Genomic DNA, 20,058 nt, shown 5'->3' with positions numbered 1-20,058 from the left:
TTCCCTTCCTCCGCTTATCGGCTATTTCTTATTTTTTTGGTACCAATCGTTGACTTCTTTCGTAATCTGATCGCCGCCGGATTGCTTCCACGTTTGGACGTATTGATCGAACGAGTCGACCGAATCGCCAAGAATGATCTTCGTAATCATCTTCGCTTCCAAATCCATCAGGATCGAGCCTTTCGTCGCCATCGTAGCCGTAGGCGCGCCAAGGAACTCGTTGACTTGAATCAGCTTGTTGTCCTTGTAGTTGCCAAGCACGGAGAACGAACCTTCAGGACCCCATGTTCTGTCTGCGCCCCATTGCGAGAGGTCGCCGTCTTTGTATGCTTTCAGTGCATCGTAATATTTCTTCTGTTCCGGATTCAGCGTCGACGTGTCGCCCGCTTTCATCGCTTCGCTTACTTTGCCGAACGCGATCTGGTTCTTCTCGGGATGCTCGCCCTGCACCGCGGCATAGTCGAAGTAGCCGTAGCTGACGTCGCCTACCGTGCCCGAGTGGTATTTATCCGGATCGGCATTGTCGCTGAAGATGTGCTCGAAGAACAGGTTCATCATTTTCACGATCGCTTCCGGGTTCTTAACGCCCTTCTTAACGGCGAAGTTCCAGTATGCGGTCGGATCCGGTACTTGAACTTTCGCTGGCTGAGCGTCAACCGAAGGAATCGGATACGGTCTCCACTCGATGCTTGGATCGTTCTTCTTGGCAAGACCGTCGATCGGCCAGCCGATGTTCCAGAAGTAGCCGAAGTGAACGCCGGCTTTGCCTTGGTTCTCGGCCTCGGCTGCCTTGGCTCCGTCGTAAACGACGAATTGCGGATCGATCGCGCCTTCTTTATACAGGTTTTGAAGCGCTTGCAATGCAGGCTTCATTTCAGGCTGAATGCCGCCGTAGACGAGATTGCCGTCTTTATCCTTGATCCACATCGAAGTCGAAGCGCTCGTGTACGGATAAGCATGGAAGGCGTTGAAGAAACCGGCGAGACCGGCATAGCCGTCATAATAGTTCTTCGCCATCGTGAGGCCGACCGTGTCTTTCTTGCCGTCGCCGTCCGGATCCTGTTCGACGAATGCTTTGATGATCGCATTCAGGTCGTCCATCGTTTTCGGCTCGGGCAGGTTCAGCTTCTTGCGCCAATCTTCGCGGAGCCAGACCATGTCGACGCTGTTGAAGCCGCGGGTCGTTCCAGGCACCGCCATCAGCTTGCCGTCGAACGTTGCCGCTGTCATCGCTACGCCGTTATTGGCCGCATAAGCTTCTTTCACCAGCGGAGACGCATATTTATCGAATACCTCGGTCATATCTTCCACCATGCCGGCATCGACGAGGTTTTTCAGTTGCTTCGCGCTAACCGGGAAGAAGTCCGGCAGGTCGCCCGATACGATGGATAAGTTCGTCTTCTCTTCGCACTGCGTGTTGCTTACCGACCATTTATTCGTCAATTTGATGCCGAGTTCATCCGCATAGGCACGATACCAGACATTGTTATCGATGGAGTCGCCCGCCGGGTAGGTTTCGCTGTCGTTCATGCAGCGGAATGTAGATAGATTGATCGGCGGATCGTACTTGCCGAGCGGGTTTACATCTTCGCCTGCGGTATTCGCATTGCCGGAAGCTGTATCGCCGGACGCCGTATTCGTATTGCTTGTCCCTGCATTGCCCGCTTGGTTGGCGTTTCCGTTCTGTCCGTTGTCGGCGTTGTTTCCGCATGCGGAAAGCACGAGCACCGCCGCCAGACTTGCGGCCAAGGTCAACTTCGTCGTACGTTTTTTCACCTTGAATCCCCCTTTAATGTCTGAATCTTTTGAACCTTTTGAATTCTCTCGGCTACATGTTCATTATAAAACCAGGGGATAGGCGTCAAAAATAATAAAGTTTTGTGAAACGTTGACGTTTTAAGCGTTATTCTCCCCAATGGCCTCCGCCTGCGCGAACTTGTCGCGCACCGTGATCGTAATCACTACCTTCAGCCCGCCATCGCTGCCGTGATAGAGCCGAATGCCGCTCTCTTTGCCAAACTGCAATTGCAGCCTCCGGTGGACGTTGTTGATGCCGGTAATTTCGTCTCCTTCGATATGCAGGCCTAGCTGCGACTGCAGTTTGTGCATCGCTTCGTCCGTCATGCCGGCGCCGTTATCCTCCACGGTAATCCGGATCACCTCGTCATGCTTGATCGTCACCTTGATCAAACCGTCGTCCTTCTTCCGCTCCATCCCGTATTTATACGCATTCTCGAGGATCGGCTGCAGAATCAGCTTCGGCACCATCACATGCTTGCATGATTCCGGCAAATCGTCGAATTCGACGTCGATCCGGTTCGAGAAGCGGATTTGTTGAATCTCCACGTACAGTCGCCCGTGCTTCACTTCTTCCTCGAGAGGTATCTCCGAAGCGCCGTTGCGCGTAATAAACTGGAAGTATTCGCCCAAGTATTGGCTGAATAGAATGACGTTCTCGATATCGTCCATTTTGGCCAGCCGGTGCAGGATGAAATACGTGTTATAGAGGAAATGCGGATTGATTTGCGACTGCAGCTGCTTCAGCTCCGAACTCTTCACCCGAATTTCTTGCTCGTACAGCTCATGGATCAATTCCTTCAGCTTCACGACCATGGAGTTGAAACCTTCGAACAGATAGCGGAATTCATCCTGCCCCGTCGGCAGCACGGTTGGCTCCAGGTAGCCGTCCTCCACCTTTCGGAACGAGAAAACGAGCTTATTCAGCGGCTTGTGGATGAGCCGGTAAATCCACGTGGAGAAGACGACGACAATCAGCATCGATACGATCGCCAGCACCCAGAACCAAATCCGGTACGAGTCCAAGTCTCCGAGCACCGACTTCTCGGGCACGAACACGAGCAATTTCATGTTCATGAACTGTGAATACCGGTACGAGACCAGATAGGAGGTCGAGCCGACCTTGAACGACTCGATCTTCGCGGATTCGTTCTTCTCGTCCCGCTCGTCCGCGAAGCGGCTCATCGCGGCCAGCACGTCCTTGTCGCTGTCGGTAGACACGTTCCACTTCCGGTTCACGTCAGCGAGTATCGCTCCGGAATGCTCGTAATTCGCGAACTGCATCATCGCGTTGCGCAGCTCCGGAATGGAAAGCTCGATAAAAATAATGTAATCCGGCTTCTTCTGCGCCAAGATCGCAACCGGATTGACATAGCCCAGCAGCAGCCGCCCTTTGACATTGATGATCGAGGTTCCCTTGTCCTTGTACTGCGCCATGAAGGCGTCGACCGCTTCCTGATCGATCGCATTATAGGGATCCTCGTTCGAAATCGCCTTGCCGATGGTGAGCATTTGCACGCTGACGCTATTGATGAACTTGCTCGACGTTTTGATGATCTCCATCTTTTCCTGCAGCCGGTTGATCGTCTGGCCCCATTCGAACCGGTCCAGCGTATTGTCGACGTAGACAAGCCGCTGCAAATCTTTATCCAAATTAAACCCCTGCTGATGCTCGTACATCCGGTTCGCTTCCGTTTCCAGCGTGTCGACGAAATAGGATGTTTTGGAGCCGAGCGATTTATCGATCTCCTGTTTGACCGCCGACTCCCCCTTCGCGTTGATGAATAAGCTCATCATACATAAGGGAGTAATCACCAACATGAAGACGAGTAGAATTTTCGGGAATATTGTCGATTTGTACCTCGCGAACAGTTTCTTCTGCATGGGAATACGGCCTCCTAATCGCGCAAGAGCAGGGGTATCTGCCTGTCTGCAGCATTGCGTGTATGCGCTTTAATATGACATAAAACGCGCGAAACGTGAAGGCCCAGCAACGGCGCAAACGCGAAAAAGCCGCCTCCGGCAGCTGACCGGAAACGGCTTGCAGTTGGAGAACGGCTTATTCGCACGGGAATATGGCTTGACTGGCTGCCCTACCCTTTCAAAGCCCCCAGCACGTCCACAAGGAACGGCCATGTCCGCTCTACGGACGATATCGACAGATGCTCGTCCGGCGTATGGATTTCATACATGTTCGGACCGAAGGAAACGGCATCGAGATCGGGCATTTTCTCGATCAGGACGCCGCATTCGAGGCCGGCGTGGATCGCCTTGATCTCGATCGGCTTGCCGAAGCGCTGCTCGAACGCCTCCTGAACGACGGGGCGCAGCTTGGAGTCCGCGCGGTACGGCCAGCCCGGGAAATAATGATCTTCCCTGAATTCGCAGCCTACCGCCTCCGCCACCGTTCTCATCGCGCGCACGACTTCGTCCACCTGCGAACGCATCGAACTGCGCGACAGGCTTTGCATGACGATATGCGTGTCGTTGACCGACACGACGCCGAGATTGGAAGACGTGCGCACGAGATTGCCGATCGCTTTATCCATGCTCAGCACGCCATTCGGGATAAGCGTCAGCAGGCGGATGACGGACAACTTCACGTCCTCCGTGAACGCCTTGCCGGAGGATGCCGCCGCACCCGCCGCGCCGCTTTCGTCGAATCCGACTTGCAGCACGACTTCTGCGCCTTTGTCGCTCGCCTGGAACTCGTCTTTCAGGATCCGGTTCAGCTCGGCGATACGGGCCTCGGCCGCCGCTTTGCCTGTCTCGCTCAAGTAAACCGCGGCTTCCGCTTCCCGCGGAATGGCGTTGACCTTCATCCCGCCGCTCACGCCCGCGAGCGCGAAGTCCGCATGGCGGCGCAAGTCGTCCAGCACCCGGCCGAGCAGCTTGTTGGCATTGCCGCGTTCGTGGATGATATCGTCGCCGGAATGGCCGCCCATCAGCCCTTGCACGCTGATCGTATACGGGGCTCCCGCCGCCGTGCCCGCTTCTTCCCACGCGACCGGCACCGAGTGAAACGTATTGATGCCGCCGGCGCTGCTGACGAACAAGATGCCTTCGCGGTCGGAGTCGAAGTTGATCATCATCCGGCCCTTAAGCGGCGAAGCGTCGAGATGGAAGGCGCCGCCCATGCTCGTCTCTTCCTCCGTCGTAAGCAGAATCTCCAGCTCGGGATGCGCCATGTCCGGCGCGTCGATGATCGCCATCGCCGTCGCCACGGCAATGCCGTTGTCCGCGCCGAGCGTCGTGCCATCCGCGTAAATCATGTCGCCGTCGATCTTGAACCGGATCGGATCCTTGGCGAAATCGTGGACCGTCGTCTTGTTCTTCTCGCATACCATGTCCAGGTGGCCTTGGAAAATAACGATCGGCGCAGACTCGTAGCCGGCCGCCGCAGGTTTGCGGATAATCAGGTTCCAGCGATCGTCCTGCAGCACCTCGCAGCCCCGTTCCCGCGCGAACGATGCGACGAAATCGCTGACCGCTTTCTCGCTGCTTGATGCCCGCGGAATGGCGGACAGCTCCTCGAAGAACCGAAGCACCTTGGAATCGCCTGTATAGACCTTGCCTGTTTCATTGCTCATATGTAAAATGCCTCCAATCGATAGGTTGATCTCTGTTACCAGTGTAGCGCATGCGGTTCGCAAACGCCAAATCTCAAAAAAAGAGATATTGACAGCAGCTTGTCCGATATGATACTTATTTATTAGTCAATAAATACAGCGTAAGGAGCCGCAGCCGACATGACATCCAAAGACGAAGCTTCCCTGAACCGCAAAGAACAGATCCTCGATGCCGCGGCGACGCTATTCGCTCAGCTTGGCTATTACAAGACGACGACAGCCAGAGTCGCTCAGGCCGTTGGCGTAACGCAACCTTATGTGTTTCATTTCTTCACGACGAAGGAGGCGCTTTATCTTGCTGTTCTGGAACGCGCCTATCAGCGTATTTTATATGCCTTTACCTCCGTCGAGGCACCGCCGGAACATTTGCAGGAAACGATGGGCAAGGCGTTCGTCGACCTGCTCGTCGATCACCGGGACGAAATCCTGCTCATTATGATGGCCTACACGACGCCCGAGCCTGCCATTCGCGAGCACACGCGCCAACAATTCGAGCTCATCTACGAGCGCGTCGAGAACCGGTTTACCCAAGCCGGACTCGAAGATCCGCAAGACAAAGCGAGCAGCTTCATCGGCCATGGCCTGCTGATCGCGATGTCGGAAACGCTGGACCTCCCGCATATCTGCCGCTGGAGAGAGAAGGATCCCGAGAAGTACGGCCTCCACGACAGCGGTTCCGCAGGAGTGTAGTAAGGCACATTGGTCTGCCAGGGGTAGTCTGTAGGCATGAGCCGCGGGCATTGATGTGGCGGGATTGGAGACACGTGCTGCGGGCATGCGCGGCGGCAGACAGTAGGTACGTGCTGCGGGCATTCGCGGTGGCAGGACAGTAGGCATTTGCTGCGGACATGCGAGGCGGCAGGACAGTAGGCACGTGCTGCGGACATGCGCGGCGGCAGGACAGTAGGCACGTGCTGCGGGCATGCGAGGCGGCAGGACAGTATGCATGAGCTGCGGGCATAGGCGGTGGCAGGACAGCAGGCACGTGCTGCGGGCATGCGAGGCGGCAGGACAGTAGGCATGAGCTGCGGGCATAGGCGGTGGCAGGACAGCAGGCACGTGCTGCGGGCATAGCTGGCGGCAGGACAGCAGGCACGTGCCGCGGGCATGCGCGGCGGCAGGACAGCAGGCATGAGCTACGGGCATGCGCGGCGGCAGGAAAGTAGGCACGTGCTGCGGGCACCTGTAGAAAAGTCGGTTTGGGGTTTGCGGAGTATTGCCGACCAGCGGCGACCTCAAGATCGAGCCGCTGAGGAATCAGATTCGTACGCGTAACGAACCCAGCAAGCGCTATTCGTTCCGATTAACGTCATTCTGAATTCTAACGAACTCAGATAAGCTTATTCATGCAAAAGTAAGCCAAAACGACTGTAACTATGCCATATAGCGCTTGTAGGATTCGTTATTGTTCAAAACCACTGCTTTAACCAACAATAAGGCTTCCTGGGTTCGTTACATTTCGTACGTGGTACTCCCTTTTCCAGTTTGAGCTCAACACGCCGTGCCAGACCTAGCTGCTCGTCACTGTCTGAATTCGCCTGCAGCTATCTGCTCGTCACCGTCAGACCATTCGCCTGCGGCTATCTGCTCGTCACCGTCAGACCATTCGCCTGTGACTAGCCACTAGTCACCGTCAGACCATTCGCCTGTGACTAGCCACTAGTCACCGTCAGACCATTCGCCTGTGACTAGCCACTAGTCACCGTCAGACCATTCGCCTGCGACTAGCTGCTCGTCACCGTCAGACCATTCGCCTGTGACTAGCTGCTCGTCACCGTCAGACCACTCCCGCCTGCGACTAGCCGCTCGTCACCGTCAGACCATTCGCCTGCGGCTAGCTGCTCGTCACCGTCAGACCATTCGCCTGCGGCTAGCTGCTCGTCACCGTCAGACCATTCGCCTGCGGCTAGCTGCTCGTCACCGTCGCACCATTCGCCTGCGGCTAGCCACTCCCTCGGCGTCGCACCATTCACCAGCAGTCAGCCTGTTCATTAATAGACGCTTTGACTGTACGATCCACCAACATACTTCCTTGATCAACTTCGTCAGACTCATCAGATTTCTGCCATCTACTGTGCAAGCAAACCTTCGACCTCCAGATGATGCTACTTTTTCGCCCAATAATTTATTTATCGATAAATAATTATGTCCATCCCTCGGCTAATTATTTATTTATTAATAAATAAAAAACAAGGAGTGATAACATGTTTACCTCTTCACGCGTCAAATTGCTTGTCGTCACCTGCGCCGCACTGTTCATGGCCATGCTGGATAATCTCGTGATCGGCGTCGCGCTGCCGGCTATTCAGAAATCGTTCCACGCCAGCATTTCCGATCTGGAATGGTTCATGAACGCCTACACGCTCGCATTCTCCGTGCTGCTTATCCCTTTCAGCGTGCTTGGCGAACGGATCGGCCGCAAGCGGATGTTCCTGACCGGCATCGTGCTGTTCACGGTCGGCTCCGCCCTGTCGGGCATCAGCGAGAGCTCGATTCAACTCATTCTATCCCGCGCGCTGCAAGGCATCGGCGGAGCCGCGATCGTTCCGCTCAGCCTGTCGCTCGTCAACTCCGCGTTTCCTCCGGACAAACGGGCGGCGGCTCTCGGCATCTGGTCCGGCATCTCCGGGCTGGGCTTGTCGGTCGGTCCGCTTGTCGGCGGCTTGATCGTAAACGGCGCGCCGTGGCAGCTGATCTTCTGGGTCAACGTTCCCGTCGGCATTCTTGCCTTCCTGTTCGGGCTGCGCTGGCTTCCGGAAGGGCGCGGGGCGAACAAACCGATCAACGTGCCTAGCGTTCTGCTGCTCGGGGCCGGGCTGTTCGGCATCGTATTCGGACTCGAACGCGGCAATGCCGACGGCTGGGGCTCGCCGCTCGTCATCTCCTTGCTTGCAGGCGGAGCGGCACTGCTGGCGCTGTTCTATCTATGGGAACGCAGCCGCAAGCATCCGCTCGTCCAGTTCGAACTCTTCCGCCGTCCCAAATATACGGGACTCGTATTCGCCGGATTTTGGATGAACGCCGGCATCTTCTGCGCCATCTTCCTGCTTACGCTGTTCCTGCAGCAAGCGCAGGGTAATTCCGCTCTCGGAGCCGGCGTGCGCGAAATGGTTTGGACCGGATGCACCATGCTGGCCGCGCCGCTTGCCGGTCTGGCTGTCGGAAAACTCGGCACCCGCACCGTCTTGACGGCCGGATTGCTGCTTCAAATCGGCGCCTTGCTCGGATTCGGACTGCAAATTCTTCATCTCGGCGTCGATTTCCCGTTCGGCTATATGGTGCCGTTCATGATGATGGCCGGGACCGGCATGGGACTCAGCTTCACGCCGATCTCGCACGGCCTCCTCTCCTCCGTGCCGGAGTCGTCCGAGGGCGAAGCAAGCGGCGTAAGCAATGCGATGCGCGAGCTTGGCGGGGTGTTCGGCATTGCCATCGGCGGATTGGTCTTCCAATCAGGCGCCGCCGTCCAGTCGCCCGCCGACTTCGGCGATCATATCGTGCCCGCGCTCTTCACCGGCTCCGCCATGATTCTGCTCAGCTTGCTGAGCGTCATCGTTTTCCGCGAGCGAAGAAGGCATGCCGCGCATCGGGCGCAAGCCGCGAACGAGATCGGCTAGCGCGCTATGGTAATGCCGCACGCCGGTCATGGCTGTACCAAAAAGACGATCCGCAGCGCCTTGCAGCGCCGCTGGATCGTCTTTTCTTCGATACTGAAGCTCTCGTTTTCCATACTCAAGCTCGTTTTCCATACTCAAGCTCGTTTTCCATACTGAAGCCGATTATTGAAACGTGATGCCCGTGTCCGTGCGCTTCCAACTAAAGCGCCGTCCCCGCTATCCGCTCAGCACCGCGCCGAACTGATTCGAGAACATCTCGTAATACACGCCTTCGCGCTTCATCAGCTCGTCGTGCGAGCCTCGCTCCACGATATTTCCGTGCGCGATGACCATGATCGTGTCCGCATCGCGGATCGTGTTGAGCCGATGGGCAATGACGAAACTCGTGCGTCCTTGGAGCACGCCTTTCAGCGCATCCTGGATATGCAGCTCCGTCCGGGTATCGATGCTGCTCGTCGCCTCGTCCAGAATGAGAATGGACGGATCGGCTAGAATGACCCGCGCGATCGCCAGCAGCTGCCGCTGCCCTTGGCTCAGGTTGCTGCCGTTCTCGGCCAGCACGGTATCGTACCGCAAAGGCAGCCGCCGTATGAACGTCGCCGCGTTCGCAAGGGAGGCCGCGCGCTCCAGCTCTTCGTCCGTCGCGTCCGGCTTCCCGTATTTGATATTGTCGCGGATCGTGCCGGCGAACAGATACGTATCCTGCAGCACGATGCCGAACGCCTGACGCAGGCTGTCCTTCGTATACTCGCGGATATCCCGGCCGTCGATCGTAATCGATCCGGCCGTCACGTCGTAGAAGCGCGTCAGCAAATTGACGATCGTCGTCTTGCCGGCCCCCGTCGGGCCGATCAACGCCGTGCTCGTTCCCGCTTCCGAGACGAAGCTGACATCGCGAAGGATCGGCACGTCCGCACGGTACCCGAACGAGACGTTGTCGAAGACGACGCGGCCGCGCGGATTGCTGAACGCCACCGCTCCCGGCGGATCGGCCGGCTCTTCTTGCTCGTCGAGCACCTCGAACACCCGCTCCGCGCCGGCCACGCCGGATTGCAGCACGTTGAACAGGTTCCCCAGATCGATGAGCGGCCGCACGAATTGGCGGGAGTAGCTGAGGAAGCTCGCAATGACGCCGACCGTGATATGGCCGTTGACCGCGAGCAGGCCGCCGACAATCGCCACGGCCGCGAAGCCCAGGTTGTTGATCACGTTCATGATCGGCATCAGGAAGCCCGAACGGATTTGCGCTTTAATGCCGACCTGGCACAGCTCTTCGTTAACGGCGTCGAACTCGGCGATCGCCTTGTCCTCGCGGTTGAACGCTTTGACGATTTGGATGCCGGAGATCGTCTCCTCGACATGGCCGTTCAATTTGCCCAGCTTGCTTTGCTGCTCCTTGAACAGCGGAGCCGTCGAACGGGCGATCGAGCGGGCGAGCCAATAGACCGCGGGCACTGTGATCAAGCTAGCGAGCGTAAGCAGCGGGCTCAGAACGAGCATCATGACGAGCGCGCCGACGATGGCGATCGAGCCCGACATCACTTGCGCGGCCGACTGCGCGACCGTGTTGCTCACGTTGTCGATGTCGTTGGACATCCGGCTCATGAGGTCGCCGTGCGTCCGCATGTCGAAGAACCGGATCGGCAGCTTATGCAGCTTCTCGAACAGCGAGGTCCGCAGCCTGCCGACGATGCGCTGCGAGGCGCCTGCCATCAGCCAGCCCTGCAGGAACGTCAAGCCGCCGTCCGCGATGTAGGAAACGACGAGCGTGAGCAGCGCGATTTCCAGCAAGCCGAAATCAACGCCTCCGCCGTCCTGCGCCGTCATGGCATCAATGGACACCCCGATGAGGTATGGGGACGCCAGCATAATGACGGAATCGACCAGCACGATCAGGAAGATGACCGAGAGCAGCTTGCGCTCATTGCCGAAATACGTCCACAACCGTCTAAGCGTTGCTTTCAAATTCTTCGGTTTGACGACCGGACCCCCGCGGCCCATCGGTCCTCCTCGGCCCGGCATGTTCAGCGGAGGCGGCCCGGCTTGCGTCTGCGCTGCGCCGGAAGGCCGTCCTCCTTTGTTCTCGTCGCGGTCAGACATTGGCCTCCGCCTCCTTGCCGGTCTGCGACCGGTAGATTTCCTGATACGCGCGGCAATCCCGCAGCAGCTCGTCATGCGTGCCGGAGCCGACGATTTCCCCGTTGTCGAGCACGACGATCCGCTCGGCGTCCATGACGGACGAGATCCGCTGGGCGATCAGCAAGCAGGTCAGCCCTTGCGCGTACTCGCGCAAAGCCGCTTTGATGCGCGACTCCGTCGCGGCGTCGACCGCGCTCGTGCAATCGTCCAGAATGAGGATGGACGGCTTCCGCACGAGCGCCCTCGCGATGGAGAGCCGCTGCTTCTGGCCGCCCGACAGGTTGACCCCGCCCTGCCCGAGTTTCGTTTCGTAACCTTCCGGGCACGTTTCGATAAACTCGTGGGCTTGAGCCATTTTCGCCGCAAGAAGCAGCTCCTCTTCGGTCGCGTCCTCTTTGCCCCACAGCAGATTCTCCCGGATCGTGCCGGTAAACAGCACCGTCTTCTGAGGGACGATGGCGATCCGTTCCCGCAGCTTCTTCGGATCCACTTCCCGAACGTCCGTGCCGTCTACCGTTACGGTTCCCGACGACGCATCATAGAACCGCGGGATCAAGCTGACGAGCGTGCTCTTCCCTGAGCCCGTAGAACCGATAATGCCGATCGTCTCGCCCGGCTGGCAAGTCAACGAAATGTCGCGAAGCACGGACTCCGTGCCGCCGTAGGCGAACGATACCCCTTGCAAGGCGATGCTGCCCGGAGCTTCCGGCGTCTTCGGCTCCTTGTCGCTCCACGTCATGGCATCTTTCTCCGCGAACACTTCGCCGATCCGTTCCGAGGATGCTTTTGCCCGGACGAACAGGTTGAATACGTTGGAAATCATGAGCAGCGAGAACAGAATCTGCGTCATGTAGTTGATGAACGCGATAATATGGCCGACCTGCATGTGGCCCTCGTCGACGCGATGGCCTCCGATCCAGATGACCGCGGCGATGCCGAAGTTGACCGTCAGCATGATGCTTGGGCTGAATATAGCCCCCATGCGCATGGCGCGCGACGAGATGTCCAGATACGAGCGGTTGACCCCGTCGAACTTGTCGCTCTCGTATTGGAACCGGTTGAATGCTTTCACGACGCGGACGCCGGAGAGATATTCGCGGGATACGCCGTTCAAGCGGTCGAGCGCCTTTTGCACCCTTCCGAACAACGGGAAGCCGATTCGCATGTTGACGACGATCAGCACGGCCACCATGGGCACGACGACCGCCAGTACGAGCGACAGCGGCGGATTCAGGCGTACGGCCATAATCAAGCTTCCGATGCAGATCAGCGGCGACTTGACGAAAATCCGCATCAGGCCGTTCGTGAAGTTCTGCATCTGGGTGACGTCGTTCGTGAGACGGGTGACCAGCGATGCCCGGTCGAACTTATCGATGTTGCCGAAGCTCAGCGTCTGGACTTGCCGGAACAAATCCGAGCGCAGCCGCGTTCCGAAATTAAGCGACACGTGGCTGGAGATGACGTTGCGGAGCGATGCGGCCACGGCGCCGAACGCCGTCACGAGCAGCATGTACCCGCCGAAGCGGATCACGTAGTCCAAATCCTTGTTTTGAACCCCCACGTCGATAATGCGCGACATGAGCGTCGGCTGGAGGAGATCGCACAGCGCCTCGAACATCAGAAACAGGATCGCCACCGCGAAAGGCTTGCCGAAGCGGCGAAAGTAAGGCTTCAAATAACTCAAGATCAGGACTCCCTTGCCGGATAATTGTGGAGCGATAACGCGCGTGCGGTACGGCTGCCGAACCGGACAGACAGCCCGTCTCCAGGCCGCCCTTGGATAATTGTGGAGCGATAACGCGCGTGCGGTACGGCTGCCGAACCGGACAGACAGCCCGTCTCCAGGCCGCCCTTGGATAATTGTCCCTGCGGCGCTCTTATACGTCCCATTATAACTTGTGTTACTATAGGATGGAATGGAATTCAAACGGCAAGGAGCGTGCATGGCATGAAAGACGAAATTTTAAAACGGTTTACCTCCTACATAGAAATCAACACGCAGTCCGACGACGACAGCGAGACCTGCCCCTCGACGGATGGACAATGGAACCTCGCGCGACTGCTCGAAAAGGAGCTGAAAGCGATCGGCCTGACGGAGGTTACGCTCGACGAGAACGGCTACGTCATGGCGACGCTGCCGGCGAATACGGACCGGGACGTGCCGACGATCGGCTTCATCTCCCACATGGATACGGCGACGGACTTCACGGGGAACGGCGTCAAACGCCAAGTCGTCGAGAACTATGACGGCGGCGATATCGTGCTGAACCAAGCGCTCAACATCGTGCTTTCGCCCCGCGAATTCCCGGAGCTTGCCGGCTATAAAGGCCAGACGCTCATCACGACGGACGGCACAACGCTGCTCGGAGCCGACGACAAGGCGGGCATCACCGAGATCGTCACCGCCATGGCCTACCTCGTGAAGCATCCCGAGATCAAGCACGGCCGCATTCGCGTCGCGTTTACGCCGGACGAAGAAATCGGACGCGGAGCCCATAAGTTCGATGTTCCCGCATTCGGCGCCGATTATGCGTATACGATGGACGGCGGTCCGCTCGGCGAGCTGGAATTCGAGAGCTTCAACGCCGCGCAAGCCGTCGTAACGGTCAAAGGCGTCAACGTTCACCCCGGTACCGCGAAGAACAAGATGATCCACTCCGCCAAGATCGCGATGGCGCTGCACAACCGCCTGCCAGCCGGCGAAGCGCCCGAGTTTACCGAAGGGTACGAAGGGTTCTACCATCTGATCTCGATGAACGGGAACACCGAGCAGACGAAGCTCGTCTACATCATCCGCGACCACGACCAAGAGATCTTCGCGCATCGCAAGGCGACGATGGAAGCGATCGTGGCGGAATTCCGCCAAACGTACGGGGAAGACCGCATCGTGCTGGAGCTGAAGGATCAGTACTACAACATGGGCGAGAAAATCGTGCCGGTTAAATTCATCGTCGACATCGCCCATGAAGCGATGACGAATCTCGGCATCGCGCCGATCGTCAAGCCGATCCGCGGCGGCACGGACGGCTCCCAGCTGTCGTACATGGGCTTGCCGACCCCGAACATCTTTGCCGGCGGCGAGAATTTCCACGGCAAGTTCGAGTACGTCTCGCTCGATACCATGGTCAAGGCGACGGAAGTGATCGTCGAGGTCGCCCGGCTGTTCGAGCAGCGGGGACGCTAAACCGCGCATGAATGACAATAAAGCTACGAAATAATTCCGAGGTGCATGCATGCCCATTAATTTCACGAAAGCCATCGTCGGCCAGCTGCAGCGCGAAATCGCCGACCTGGATAACCAGGCCGGCGTTCTAAAGCAAAAGCAGCACAAGGCGCAGGCCAAAATCAAACAGCTGCAAAGGGATATGAAGTTAAGTCAGTCCTCCAGCGATTTAAGCAGTAAATTGTCGCGCGTGAACAAACATAACGAAGAGATCAAGACAGCGACGCGCGCATTAGCCGACCTTGCTAAACAGATCACCGCAAAGAAAACTGCGCTTGAGCAGCATCTCTCCAAGGCGGCTCGGCGCGAGGAGTCTTAGACGCGAGCTATAACAAATAAGCTGCCGAATTCAACCTTCGGCAGCTTTTTGTTTTGGCACTGGCACTGGCACTGGCACTGGCACTGGCACTCTCGTTCGCACGCACTAGCACTCTCGTTCGCCCGCACCTGCACGCTCGCATACTTGTCCCGCACTAGCACTCTCGTTCGTTTTCTCGCTCCGCTCTCGAACGCTCGCCCGACGCTACCCGCGCGTCCCGATTCCTTTCGCAATAAGCCCCGACAGCTCCGCGGCGGAATGGCACAAGAAATCCGGCCCGGCTTCGGCCAGCAATGCCGCGGAATCAAGCCCCCAGGTCACGGCGATAATCGGCACGCCTATTTTCCGGCACGCCTGCACGTCGCGGAGCTCGTCCCCGATGTAGACCAGCTGATCCAAGCCTATGTCGAGGCTGCGCGCCATTTTCCGAATCGCCTTGTCTTTGCCGAACATATTGGTCGCGGAATGAACGACGTCGAATTCGGCCAGCTCGTGAAGCGCAAGAAAGCCCCGAATATTGTCCATCGTATTGGAGGATAGAATGCCCAGTTTATGGCCGTTCTCCTTGAGCCGCACGAACGCCTCGCGTATGCCCGATACCGGCTGCAGACTAGACAGTTCCTCCCGATACCGGCGCTTTCCTTCCATGACCAGCGCAGGCATCTTGTAGAGCGGCACCTGCAGCGCTTTTAGCCGGTCGGGAATCGAGAGGTCGGACAAGCGCGAAATTTCCTCATCCTCGATTTGCCGCCCCCCGTACTTCGCGGACAGTTCGTTGAACAGCCGGACGGCCAGCATTTTGGACTGCACGATCGTTCCGTCGAAATCAAATACCACGTACGGCTTCAACTCCCCTCACTCGCCTCTCCTGTGCTCGTCGTCTTGCTAATGCTAACTCTTATCATGTTCTGACTGTCTCTCTCTATCGTCCGCTTGGGTGGCCGTTCAGAAGCAGTTGAGTGCCTGAGCGTGTGGTCCTTCCCTTATATTCATTTTATTCGCACGGAGCTTATTTGTAATCGCTTTTTACTCCTTCCTTCGTATTTCCCGTACGCATTACTACCGTATACATGAACCGATGTTTACATTGGACTGGATATAGATCTTTTATCTATACCGGGAAATGTGCTCGTTCATTGATATTCGGTGAGCATGTTAAACTCACCCATCTGACATTCTCCGCAAGTACAGACTCGCGAGCAGATAACACTTGAATCGGAATCACGGTATAGTGATGGTAGTTTGAGGAAATAATTCCATAAAGCGTTGCTGGGATGATGGATGGAGGCTTTTCGTCAGCATGGATAAGCAAAAAACACCGACACCAATCGAGCCTTTGGCTGTCCGCAATGTAGATGCACTGCGACGTCTGTTTGCCGATAATGAACAGCTTGCCTTTTACTATCTGGAATCGAATACGGGCACGATCATAGCTGCAATCGTATATATTAAAGTTCTGATCGATATGGAACGGCTTCGACAGCATATTCTTCCGCAAATCGGCATGCATGGTCGAGCCAGCGGATCTGACTCGCACGCGCTTGCTGAAGCTGCTGCTGCGCAGGGCTTCCAACAGACGGTTCACGACATGGACGCGGCAGTTCGGATGATCTCCGATGCGGGGATCGTGCTCTTCCTCGAAGGCGAAGCCGATGCGTATGGCATGATCCTGCCCGGGTACGGGAAACGCTCGGTCACTGAACCGATGCTGGAAGTAAACGTACGAGGCCCAAGGCTAGGTTTTATCGAAGATCTAAGCACTAATGTTGGACTGATCTACCGTCGATTGAAGACCAACAAGTTAAAATCGATCTCGTACTTCATCGGTCAAGACAGCCGCACCGAAGTCTCCGTACTCTATCTCGAGGATCAAGCCGATGCCAACGTGCTGCAAGAGATAGAGCGCAGGCTTAAGTCGATCACGCTGAATGTCGTGGCGGATAGCGCGCAAATCGAGGAATGGATCCAAGACAGTCCCTATTCCCCTTTCCCGCAGATTCAAAACACGGAACGGCCAGACCGGGTTGCGACAGCGTTGAGCCAGGGTAAGGTGGCCGTCGTCACGGACGGAAGTCCTAACGTTTTGTTGATGCCATCGCTCTTTACCGATTTCATGCACCCGAGCGAAGATCTCTATGAGAAGTTCTATTTTGCCAATTTCCTTCGCGCTTTGCGCGTAATTACGCTGTTTATTTCCTTGTTTCTGCCTTCGATTTATATCGCTCTCTCCACCTTCCATCTCGAGATGATTCCAACGCCGCTGATGCTGACATTTCTGACCGCGAAAGCCGGCATCCCGCTGCCGACCTTTGTCGAGGCGCTCGTGATGGAAATTGCCTTCGAGATACTTCGCGAAGCAAGCCTTCGGCTGCCGCAAACGGTCGGACAATCGGTCAGCATCGTCGGGGCACTCATCATCGGGGAAGCAGCCGTGCAATCAGGGCTGGTTTCAAGACCGATCGTCATCATCGTTGCATTAACGGGAATTGCATCGTTCACTATTCCATCCTTTAATACGGCCATTACGATTAGGATGCTCCGTTTCCCGCTCATGTTCATAGCCGCTTGGACCGGAGTTCTCGGCATATCGCTCTGTCTCTTCACGCTTGTGCTGCATGTTTGTTCCTTGAAGTCGTTTGGAAAGCCGTATATACCGACATTGGAAGCTGCCAAATGGCGTGACTTTGTCGGTCATTACATCCTGCTCCCCATCAAGAAGAGAAGGTTCTCGAGAATGCATACATCCCCTGCAGCGCAGGGAGGGTCAGACCATGAAGATCATTAAACGGGGCCTGCTGATGCTTGTGTTTACGGCGCTTCTTGCCGGTTGTTCGTCGGATGTCGTCGAGATAAGCGATGTCGCGCTTGTCATGATGACGGCTATCGATTATGACGAGAAGAAACACTTGTATATCTTCACCATCAATTGTCTCGAATCTTCAACGAACAATTCCAATAACTCGGAGAACAAGTCCGAATGGATTGCCAGCGCTTCAGGCAAGTCCATCTTCGAAGCAGCTCGGAACTTGCGCAGCCGCGCCGGTAAAATTTTGGTCTGGCAGCACGACAAATTTTTTCTGCTTGGCGAGAGCGCGGCACGCCGTTCGATATACGAAGTCGTGGACTTCTTGACCCGAACCCGCGATATCCGGCTGTCCAGCTTCTTGATTGTTAGCGAAGGGAAAGCGACCGAGCTCATGCGAACGAAGGCGGAAACCGGCGACCTCATATCGAATGAGATGCTGGGCCGGATTAATAACGAGCAATTATGGGGCAAAAGTCTGTCGATCACCATTAAAGATATCGCTAATTATTACCCCGATCCGTACCGCGGGTTCGTAACCGGCAAGCTTAGCAAATTCAAGCCGATTGGCAGCAAGCACGAGGTCAACATCCTCAGCGGTGCCTCTGTCTTTCAGAATGGCAAGTTGAAGGACTGGCTGTCTAAAGACGATACGTTGTCCATGCACATCATCGTCAATAAGAAATATTGGAGGGCACTCGAATTCGCGGAATACGTGCCGTTTAAGTCCCTCAAAGTCGGAATGCGGATGCGAGTGGCCAAGCGTTCCATGAAGCTGGTTCAGATAGACGGCAAACCCGGCATCGCGATTCGTATCAGAGTGGTCGGAACCGTGACCAGCATAAACCATCGTGTCAATTTAGCCAATCCCGCAAGGCTGCGAGAGCTGGAAAACGAGTCAGGCCAATACATGGAGAAGCAATTGAAACAAAGTCTTGACCGGTTCCAACATCAATTGAAGACGGATATCGTGGGTTTATCCGATTATATCAGACGCTATCACCCAAACGATTGGAAGCAGATGTCGAAGGACTGGGTAACGAACGTATATCCTTCAATGCCGGTTCGCATAGATGTGGATGTGGCGATTCCAACCATCGGGATGAGCGACGTGCTGGGAGGTCCATGAGTTGACAGGGAACGTTGTATTGACAGTCATTGTGCTCTATGGGATTTGGAAACCGATCCAGTTATGGAAGCAGGACCTTTGCCGTGAAGCCATTGCCTTATGCCTGATCTCGGTTATTGCGGCCAGCTACCTCCTGCCTGTAATCGGCAACTGGGTCCCGACGTCCGAATCCATTCATAGGTGGATGTACAAATCCATATCCGATTTCGTAATACAGCAGCTCGATATTACACAGGAGGTAAGCCCCAAATGAAAGTTGAGAAGATTTCGCCATTTCAATTGGGCTGTTTATGTTTCGCTTACATGTCAGGCTTCTCGACCTTGTATCTATTGGAAGCAAAGCTCATCCTTCATGACGTTTGGATGGCCAATATTACGGCTGCGGTTGCCATCATTCTGCTGCTGCAATTGCTCATGTACATTCAACGAAGGTTTCCCGATCAGAATTTTAGCGACATCATCGTGAATATGTTCGGAAACTGGATTGGAAAATTTGTATTATGCTTGTATCTGTTAGCTATGACGGGGCTGGGCGTACTATCGCTGCGATCCATAGCGCTGTTCTATACGACAGCTATCCTGCCGAATACCTCTTCGAGTTTAATTATGGCCATTGTCGTACTTGTAACGACCTATGCTGCTTATCTTGGACTGAATGCGATTTCCCGGGCAGCTCTGGTCATTCTTCCTTTCTTCGCCATGGCTATGGTGGTGATTTGCATTTTTATTTTTAATGATGTGGAGCTCAATCCGCTCCTGCCTCAGTTTCAGCATTCGTTCCCTTTAATTGTCTATGGCTCCATGATTTCGTTCGGTTTTCCTTTTGGCAAAACGAGCGTAATCGTCTTTCTGTTCTCCGAGATTACTAACCAGAAGAAAGTGGTCAGGAGCTGCGCCATAGCCGTCATTCTTTCTTGCTTGTACCTGCTCATGTCGACCTATCTCTCGATTGGCTGTTTGGGGGAACACTTGTTCAAGTCGGCGGCATTTCCTTTCTTCTCCGCCATTCAATTGGTCAAGTTCGGGGAATATATCGAGCGAATTGAAATTATGATTATTGGGATATGGACAATTCTGACCTTATTCGAGATCATTATCGCGCAATACTGTTTCGTGAAAATCGTTGGCCGCATTTTCGGCGCGAAGGCGTTATCTTCCCTCTATTTGCCTGCAGGCGCTTTCTTCATAGCCGTCTCGATGAGAAGCTTTGACAATCCCGCGAAGCTGCTGTCTTACGATATGATGATTCTGCCCATCTCGATTCTTGCGCCTTCGATCCTCGTCCCGCTGGCATTGATTGGCACGATATGGGTAAGGTGCGGACTGGCAAATAAGAGCTGACATTGTCAGCTCTAAGATTATCGAGAAACTCCCCGTCGAACCAAACCGCCTGAACAAAAGA

At 55.8% G+C, this 20,058-nt stretch carries 15 protein-coding genes; 7 read left to right on the top strand and 8 right to left on the bottom strand.

The window, feature by feature from the left end; all coding sequences use genetic code 11:
* Positions 1-21: 21 nt before the first annotated feature.
* From GZH47_RS20095 to GZH47_RS20085, 3 genes are all read right to left on the bottom strand, one after another.
* Entirely contained in the window at positions 22-1,776 is a 1,755-nt protein-coding gene (locus GZH47_RS20095) for an extracellular solute-binding protein (protein ID WP_162642724.1), read from the bottom strand.
* 120 nt (positions 1,777-1,896) lie between these two features.
* A complete protein-coding gene (locus GZH47_RS20090) occupies positions 1,897-3,681 on the bottom strand; it encodes a sensor histidine kinase (RefSeq protein ID WP_162642723.1) in 1,785 nt (594 codons plus the stop codon).
* A gap of 209 nt (positions 3,682-3,890) precedes the next feature.
* Positions 3,891-5,387, bottom strand: coding sequence for an aminoacyl-histidine dipeptidase (locus GZH47_RS20085; RefSeq protein ID WP_162642722.1), 1,497 nt, complete (start codon positions 5,385-5,387; stop codon positions 3,891-3,893).
* A gap of 159 nt (positions 5,388-5,546) precedes the next feature.
* Here GZH47_RS20085 and GZH47_RS20080 point away from each other — a divergent pair, with 159 nt between their 5' ends.
* Positions 5,547-6,116 carry a TetR/AcrR family transcriptional regulator gene (locus GZH47_RS20080; RefSeq protein ID WP_162642721.1) on the top strand — a complete coding sequence of 190 codons (570 nt, stop codon included), beginning with the start codon at positions 5,547-5,549 and terminating at the stop codon, positions 6,114-6,116.
* A gap of 1,070 nt (positions 6,117-7,186) precedes the next feature.
* On the opposite strand, the gene GZH47_RS20075 is transcribed toward GZH47_RS20080, so the two are convergent.
* The gene (locus GZH47_RS20075) at positions 7,187-7,399 is read right to left on the bottom strand and encodes a hypothetical protein (RefSeq protein WP_162642720.1); all 213 of its coding nucleotides are present in this window, start codon (positions 7,397-7,399) and stop codon (positions 7,187-7,189) included.
* A 231-nt stretch (positions 7,400-7,630) separates the two neighbouring features.
* Between GZH47_RS20075 and GZH47_RS20070 the strand changes: the two genes are divergently transcribed.
* On the top strand, positions 7,631-9,043 hold the full coding sequence (locus tag GZH47_RS20070; RefSeq protein ID WP_162642719.1) for an MFS transporter: 1,413 nt from the start codon (positions 7,631-7,633) through the stop codon (positions 9,041-9,043).
* A gap of 216 nt (positions 9,044-9,259) precedes the next feature.
* Here the strand turns inward: GZH47_RS20070 and GZH47_RS20065 are convergent, their stop codons facing one another.
* The 3 genes from GZH47_RS20065 to GZH47_RS34180 are packed head-to-tail and all read right to left on the bottom strand — an operon-like array spanning position 9,260 to position 13,072.
* Positions 9,260-11,143 carry an ABC transporter ATP-binding protein gene (locus GZH47_RS20065; RefSeq protein WP_162642718.1) on the bottom strand — a complete coding sequence of 628 codons (1,884 nt, stop codon included), beginning with the start codon at positions 11,141-11,143 and terminating at the stop codon, positions 9,260-9,262.
* Positions 11,136-12,866 carry an ABC transporter ATP-binding protein gene (locus tag GZH47_RS20060; RefSeq protein ID WP_225446141.1) on the bottom strand — a complete coding sequence of 577 codons (1,731 nt, stop codon included), beginning with the start codon at positions 12,864-12,866 and terminating at the stop codon, positions 11,136-11,138. Before GZH47_RS20060 ends, GZH47_RS20065 begins: the two co-directional genes overlap by 8 nt.
* Before the next feature lie 2 nt (positions 12,867-12,868).
* Complete coding sequence (locus tag GZH47_RS34180) at positions 12,869-13,072, bottom strand: hypothetical protein (protein WP_225446140.1); 204 nt, start codon at positions 13,070-13,072, stop codon at positions 12,869-12,871.
* 58 nt (positions 13,073-13,130) lie between these two features.
* Here GZH47_RS34180 and pepT point away from each other — a divergent pair, with 58 nt between their 5' ends.
* Positions 13,131-14,366, top strand: coding sequence for a peptidase T (gene pepT / locus GZH47_RS20055; protein WP_162642716.1), 1,236 nt, complete (start codon positions 13,131-13,133; stop codon positions 14,364-14,366).
* A gap of 49 nt (positions 14,367-14,415) precedes the next feature.
* Positions 14,416-14,724 carry a hypothetical protein gene (locus GZH47_RS20050; protein WP_162642715.1) on the top strand — a complete coding sequence of 103 codons (309 nt, stop codon included), beginning with the start codon at positions 14,416-14,418 and terminating at the stop codon, positions 14,722-14,724.
* 204 nt (positions 14,725-14,928) lie between these two features.
* Here GZH47_RS20050 and GZH47_RS20045 read toward each other — a convergent pair whose 3' ends face one another.
* A complete protein-coding gene (locus GZH47_RS20045) occupies positions 14,929-15,573 on the bottom strand; it encodes an HAD hydrolase-like protein (RefSeq protein ID WP_162642714.1) in 645 nt (214 codons plus the stop codon).
* A 451-nt stretch (positions 15,574-16,024) separates the two neighbouring features.
* On the opposite strand from GZH47_RS20045, the gene GZH47_RS20040 reads away from it, so the two are divergent.
* The 3 genes from GZH47_RS20040 (at position 16,025) to GZH47_RS20030 (ending at position 19,997) form a co-directional block, all read left to right on the top strand.
* A complete protein-coding gene (locus tag GZH47_RS20040; protein ID WP_162642713.1) occupies positions 16,025-17,509 on the top strand; it encodes a spore germination protein in 1,485 nt (494 codons plus the stop codon).
* Positions 17,496-18,656 (top strand): Ger(x)C family spore germination protein, encoded by a 1,161-nt coding sequence (locus tag GZH47_RS20035; protein ID WP_162642712.1) that lies wholly within the window; start codon positions 17,496-17,498, stop codon positions 18,654-18,656. Before GZH47_RS20040 ends, GZH47_RS20035 begins: the two co-directional genes overlap by 14 nt.
* 249 nt (positions 18,657-18,905) lie before the next feature.
* Positions 18,906-19,997: a GerAB/ArcD/ProY family transporter gene (locus GZH47_RS20030; RefSeq protein ID WP_162642711.1), complete on the top strand. Its 1,092-nt coding sequence runs from the start codon at positions 18,906-18,908 to the stop codon at positions 19,995-19,997.
* The last annotated feature ends 61 nt before the right edge of the window (positions 19,998-20,058 follow it).

The sequence above is a fragment of the Paenibacillus rhizovicinus genome, from assembly GCF_010365285.1.
Lineage (GTDB): Bacteria > Bacillota > Bacilli > Paenibacillales > Paenibacillaceae > Paenibacillus_Z > Paenibacillus_Z rhizovicinus.
This window is presented reverse-complemented; position numbering and strand designations above follow the sequence as displayed.

Bases quoted from the DNA above. Each gene is read 5' to 3' on its own strand.
- GZH47_RS20035 (WP_162642712.1), top strand. From the start codon at position 17,496: ATGAAGATCATTAAACGGGGCCTGCTGATGCTTGTGTTTACGGCGCTT.
- GZH47_RS20085 (WP_162642722.1), bottom strand. From the start codon at position 5,387: ATGAGCAATGAAACAGGCAAGGTCTATACAGGCGATTCCAAGGTGCTT.
- GZH47_RS20050 (WP_162642715.1), top strand. From the start codon at position 14,416: ATGCCCATTAATTTCACGAAAGCCATCGTCGGCCAGCTGCAGCGCGAA.
- GZH47_RS20040 (WP_162642713.1), top strand. From the start codon at position 16,025: ATGGATAAGCAAAAAACACCGACACCAATCGAGCCTTTGGCTGTCCGC.
- GZH47_RS20030 (WP_162642711.1), top strand. From the start codon at position 18,906: ATGAAAGTTGAGAAGATTTCGCCATTTCAATTGGGCTGTTTATGTTTC.
- GZH47_RS20070 (WP_162642719.1), top strand. From the start codon at position 7,631: ATGTTTACCTCTTCACGCGTCAAATTGCTTGTCGTCACCTGCGCCGCA.
- GZH47_RS34180 (WP_225446140.1), bottom strand. From the start codon at position 13,072: ATGGGACGTATAAGAGCGCCGCAGGGACAATTATCCAAGGGCGGCCTG.
- GZH47_RS20065 (WP_162642718.1), bottom strand. From the start codon at position 11,143: ATGTCTGACCGCGACGAGAACAAAGGAGGACGGCCTTCCGGCGCAGCG.
- pepT (WP_162642716.1), top strand. From the start codon at position 13,131: ATGAAAGACGAAATTTTAAAACGGTTTACCTCCTACATAGAAATCAAC.
- GZH47_RS20080 (WP_162642721.1), top strand. From the start codon at position 5,547: ATGACATCCAAAGACGAAGCTTCCCTGAACCGCAAAGAACAGATCCTC.
- GZH47_RS20090 (WP_162642723.1), bottom strand. From the start codon at position 3,681: ATGCAGAAGAAACTGTTCGCGAGGTACAAATCGACAATATTCCCGAAA.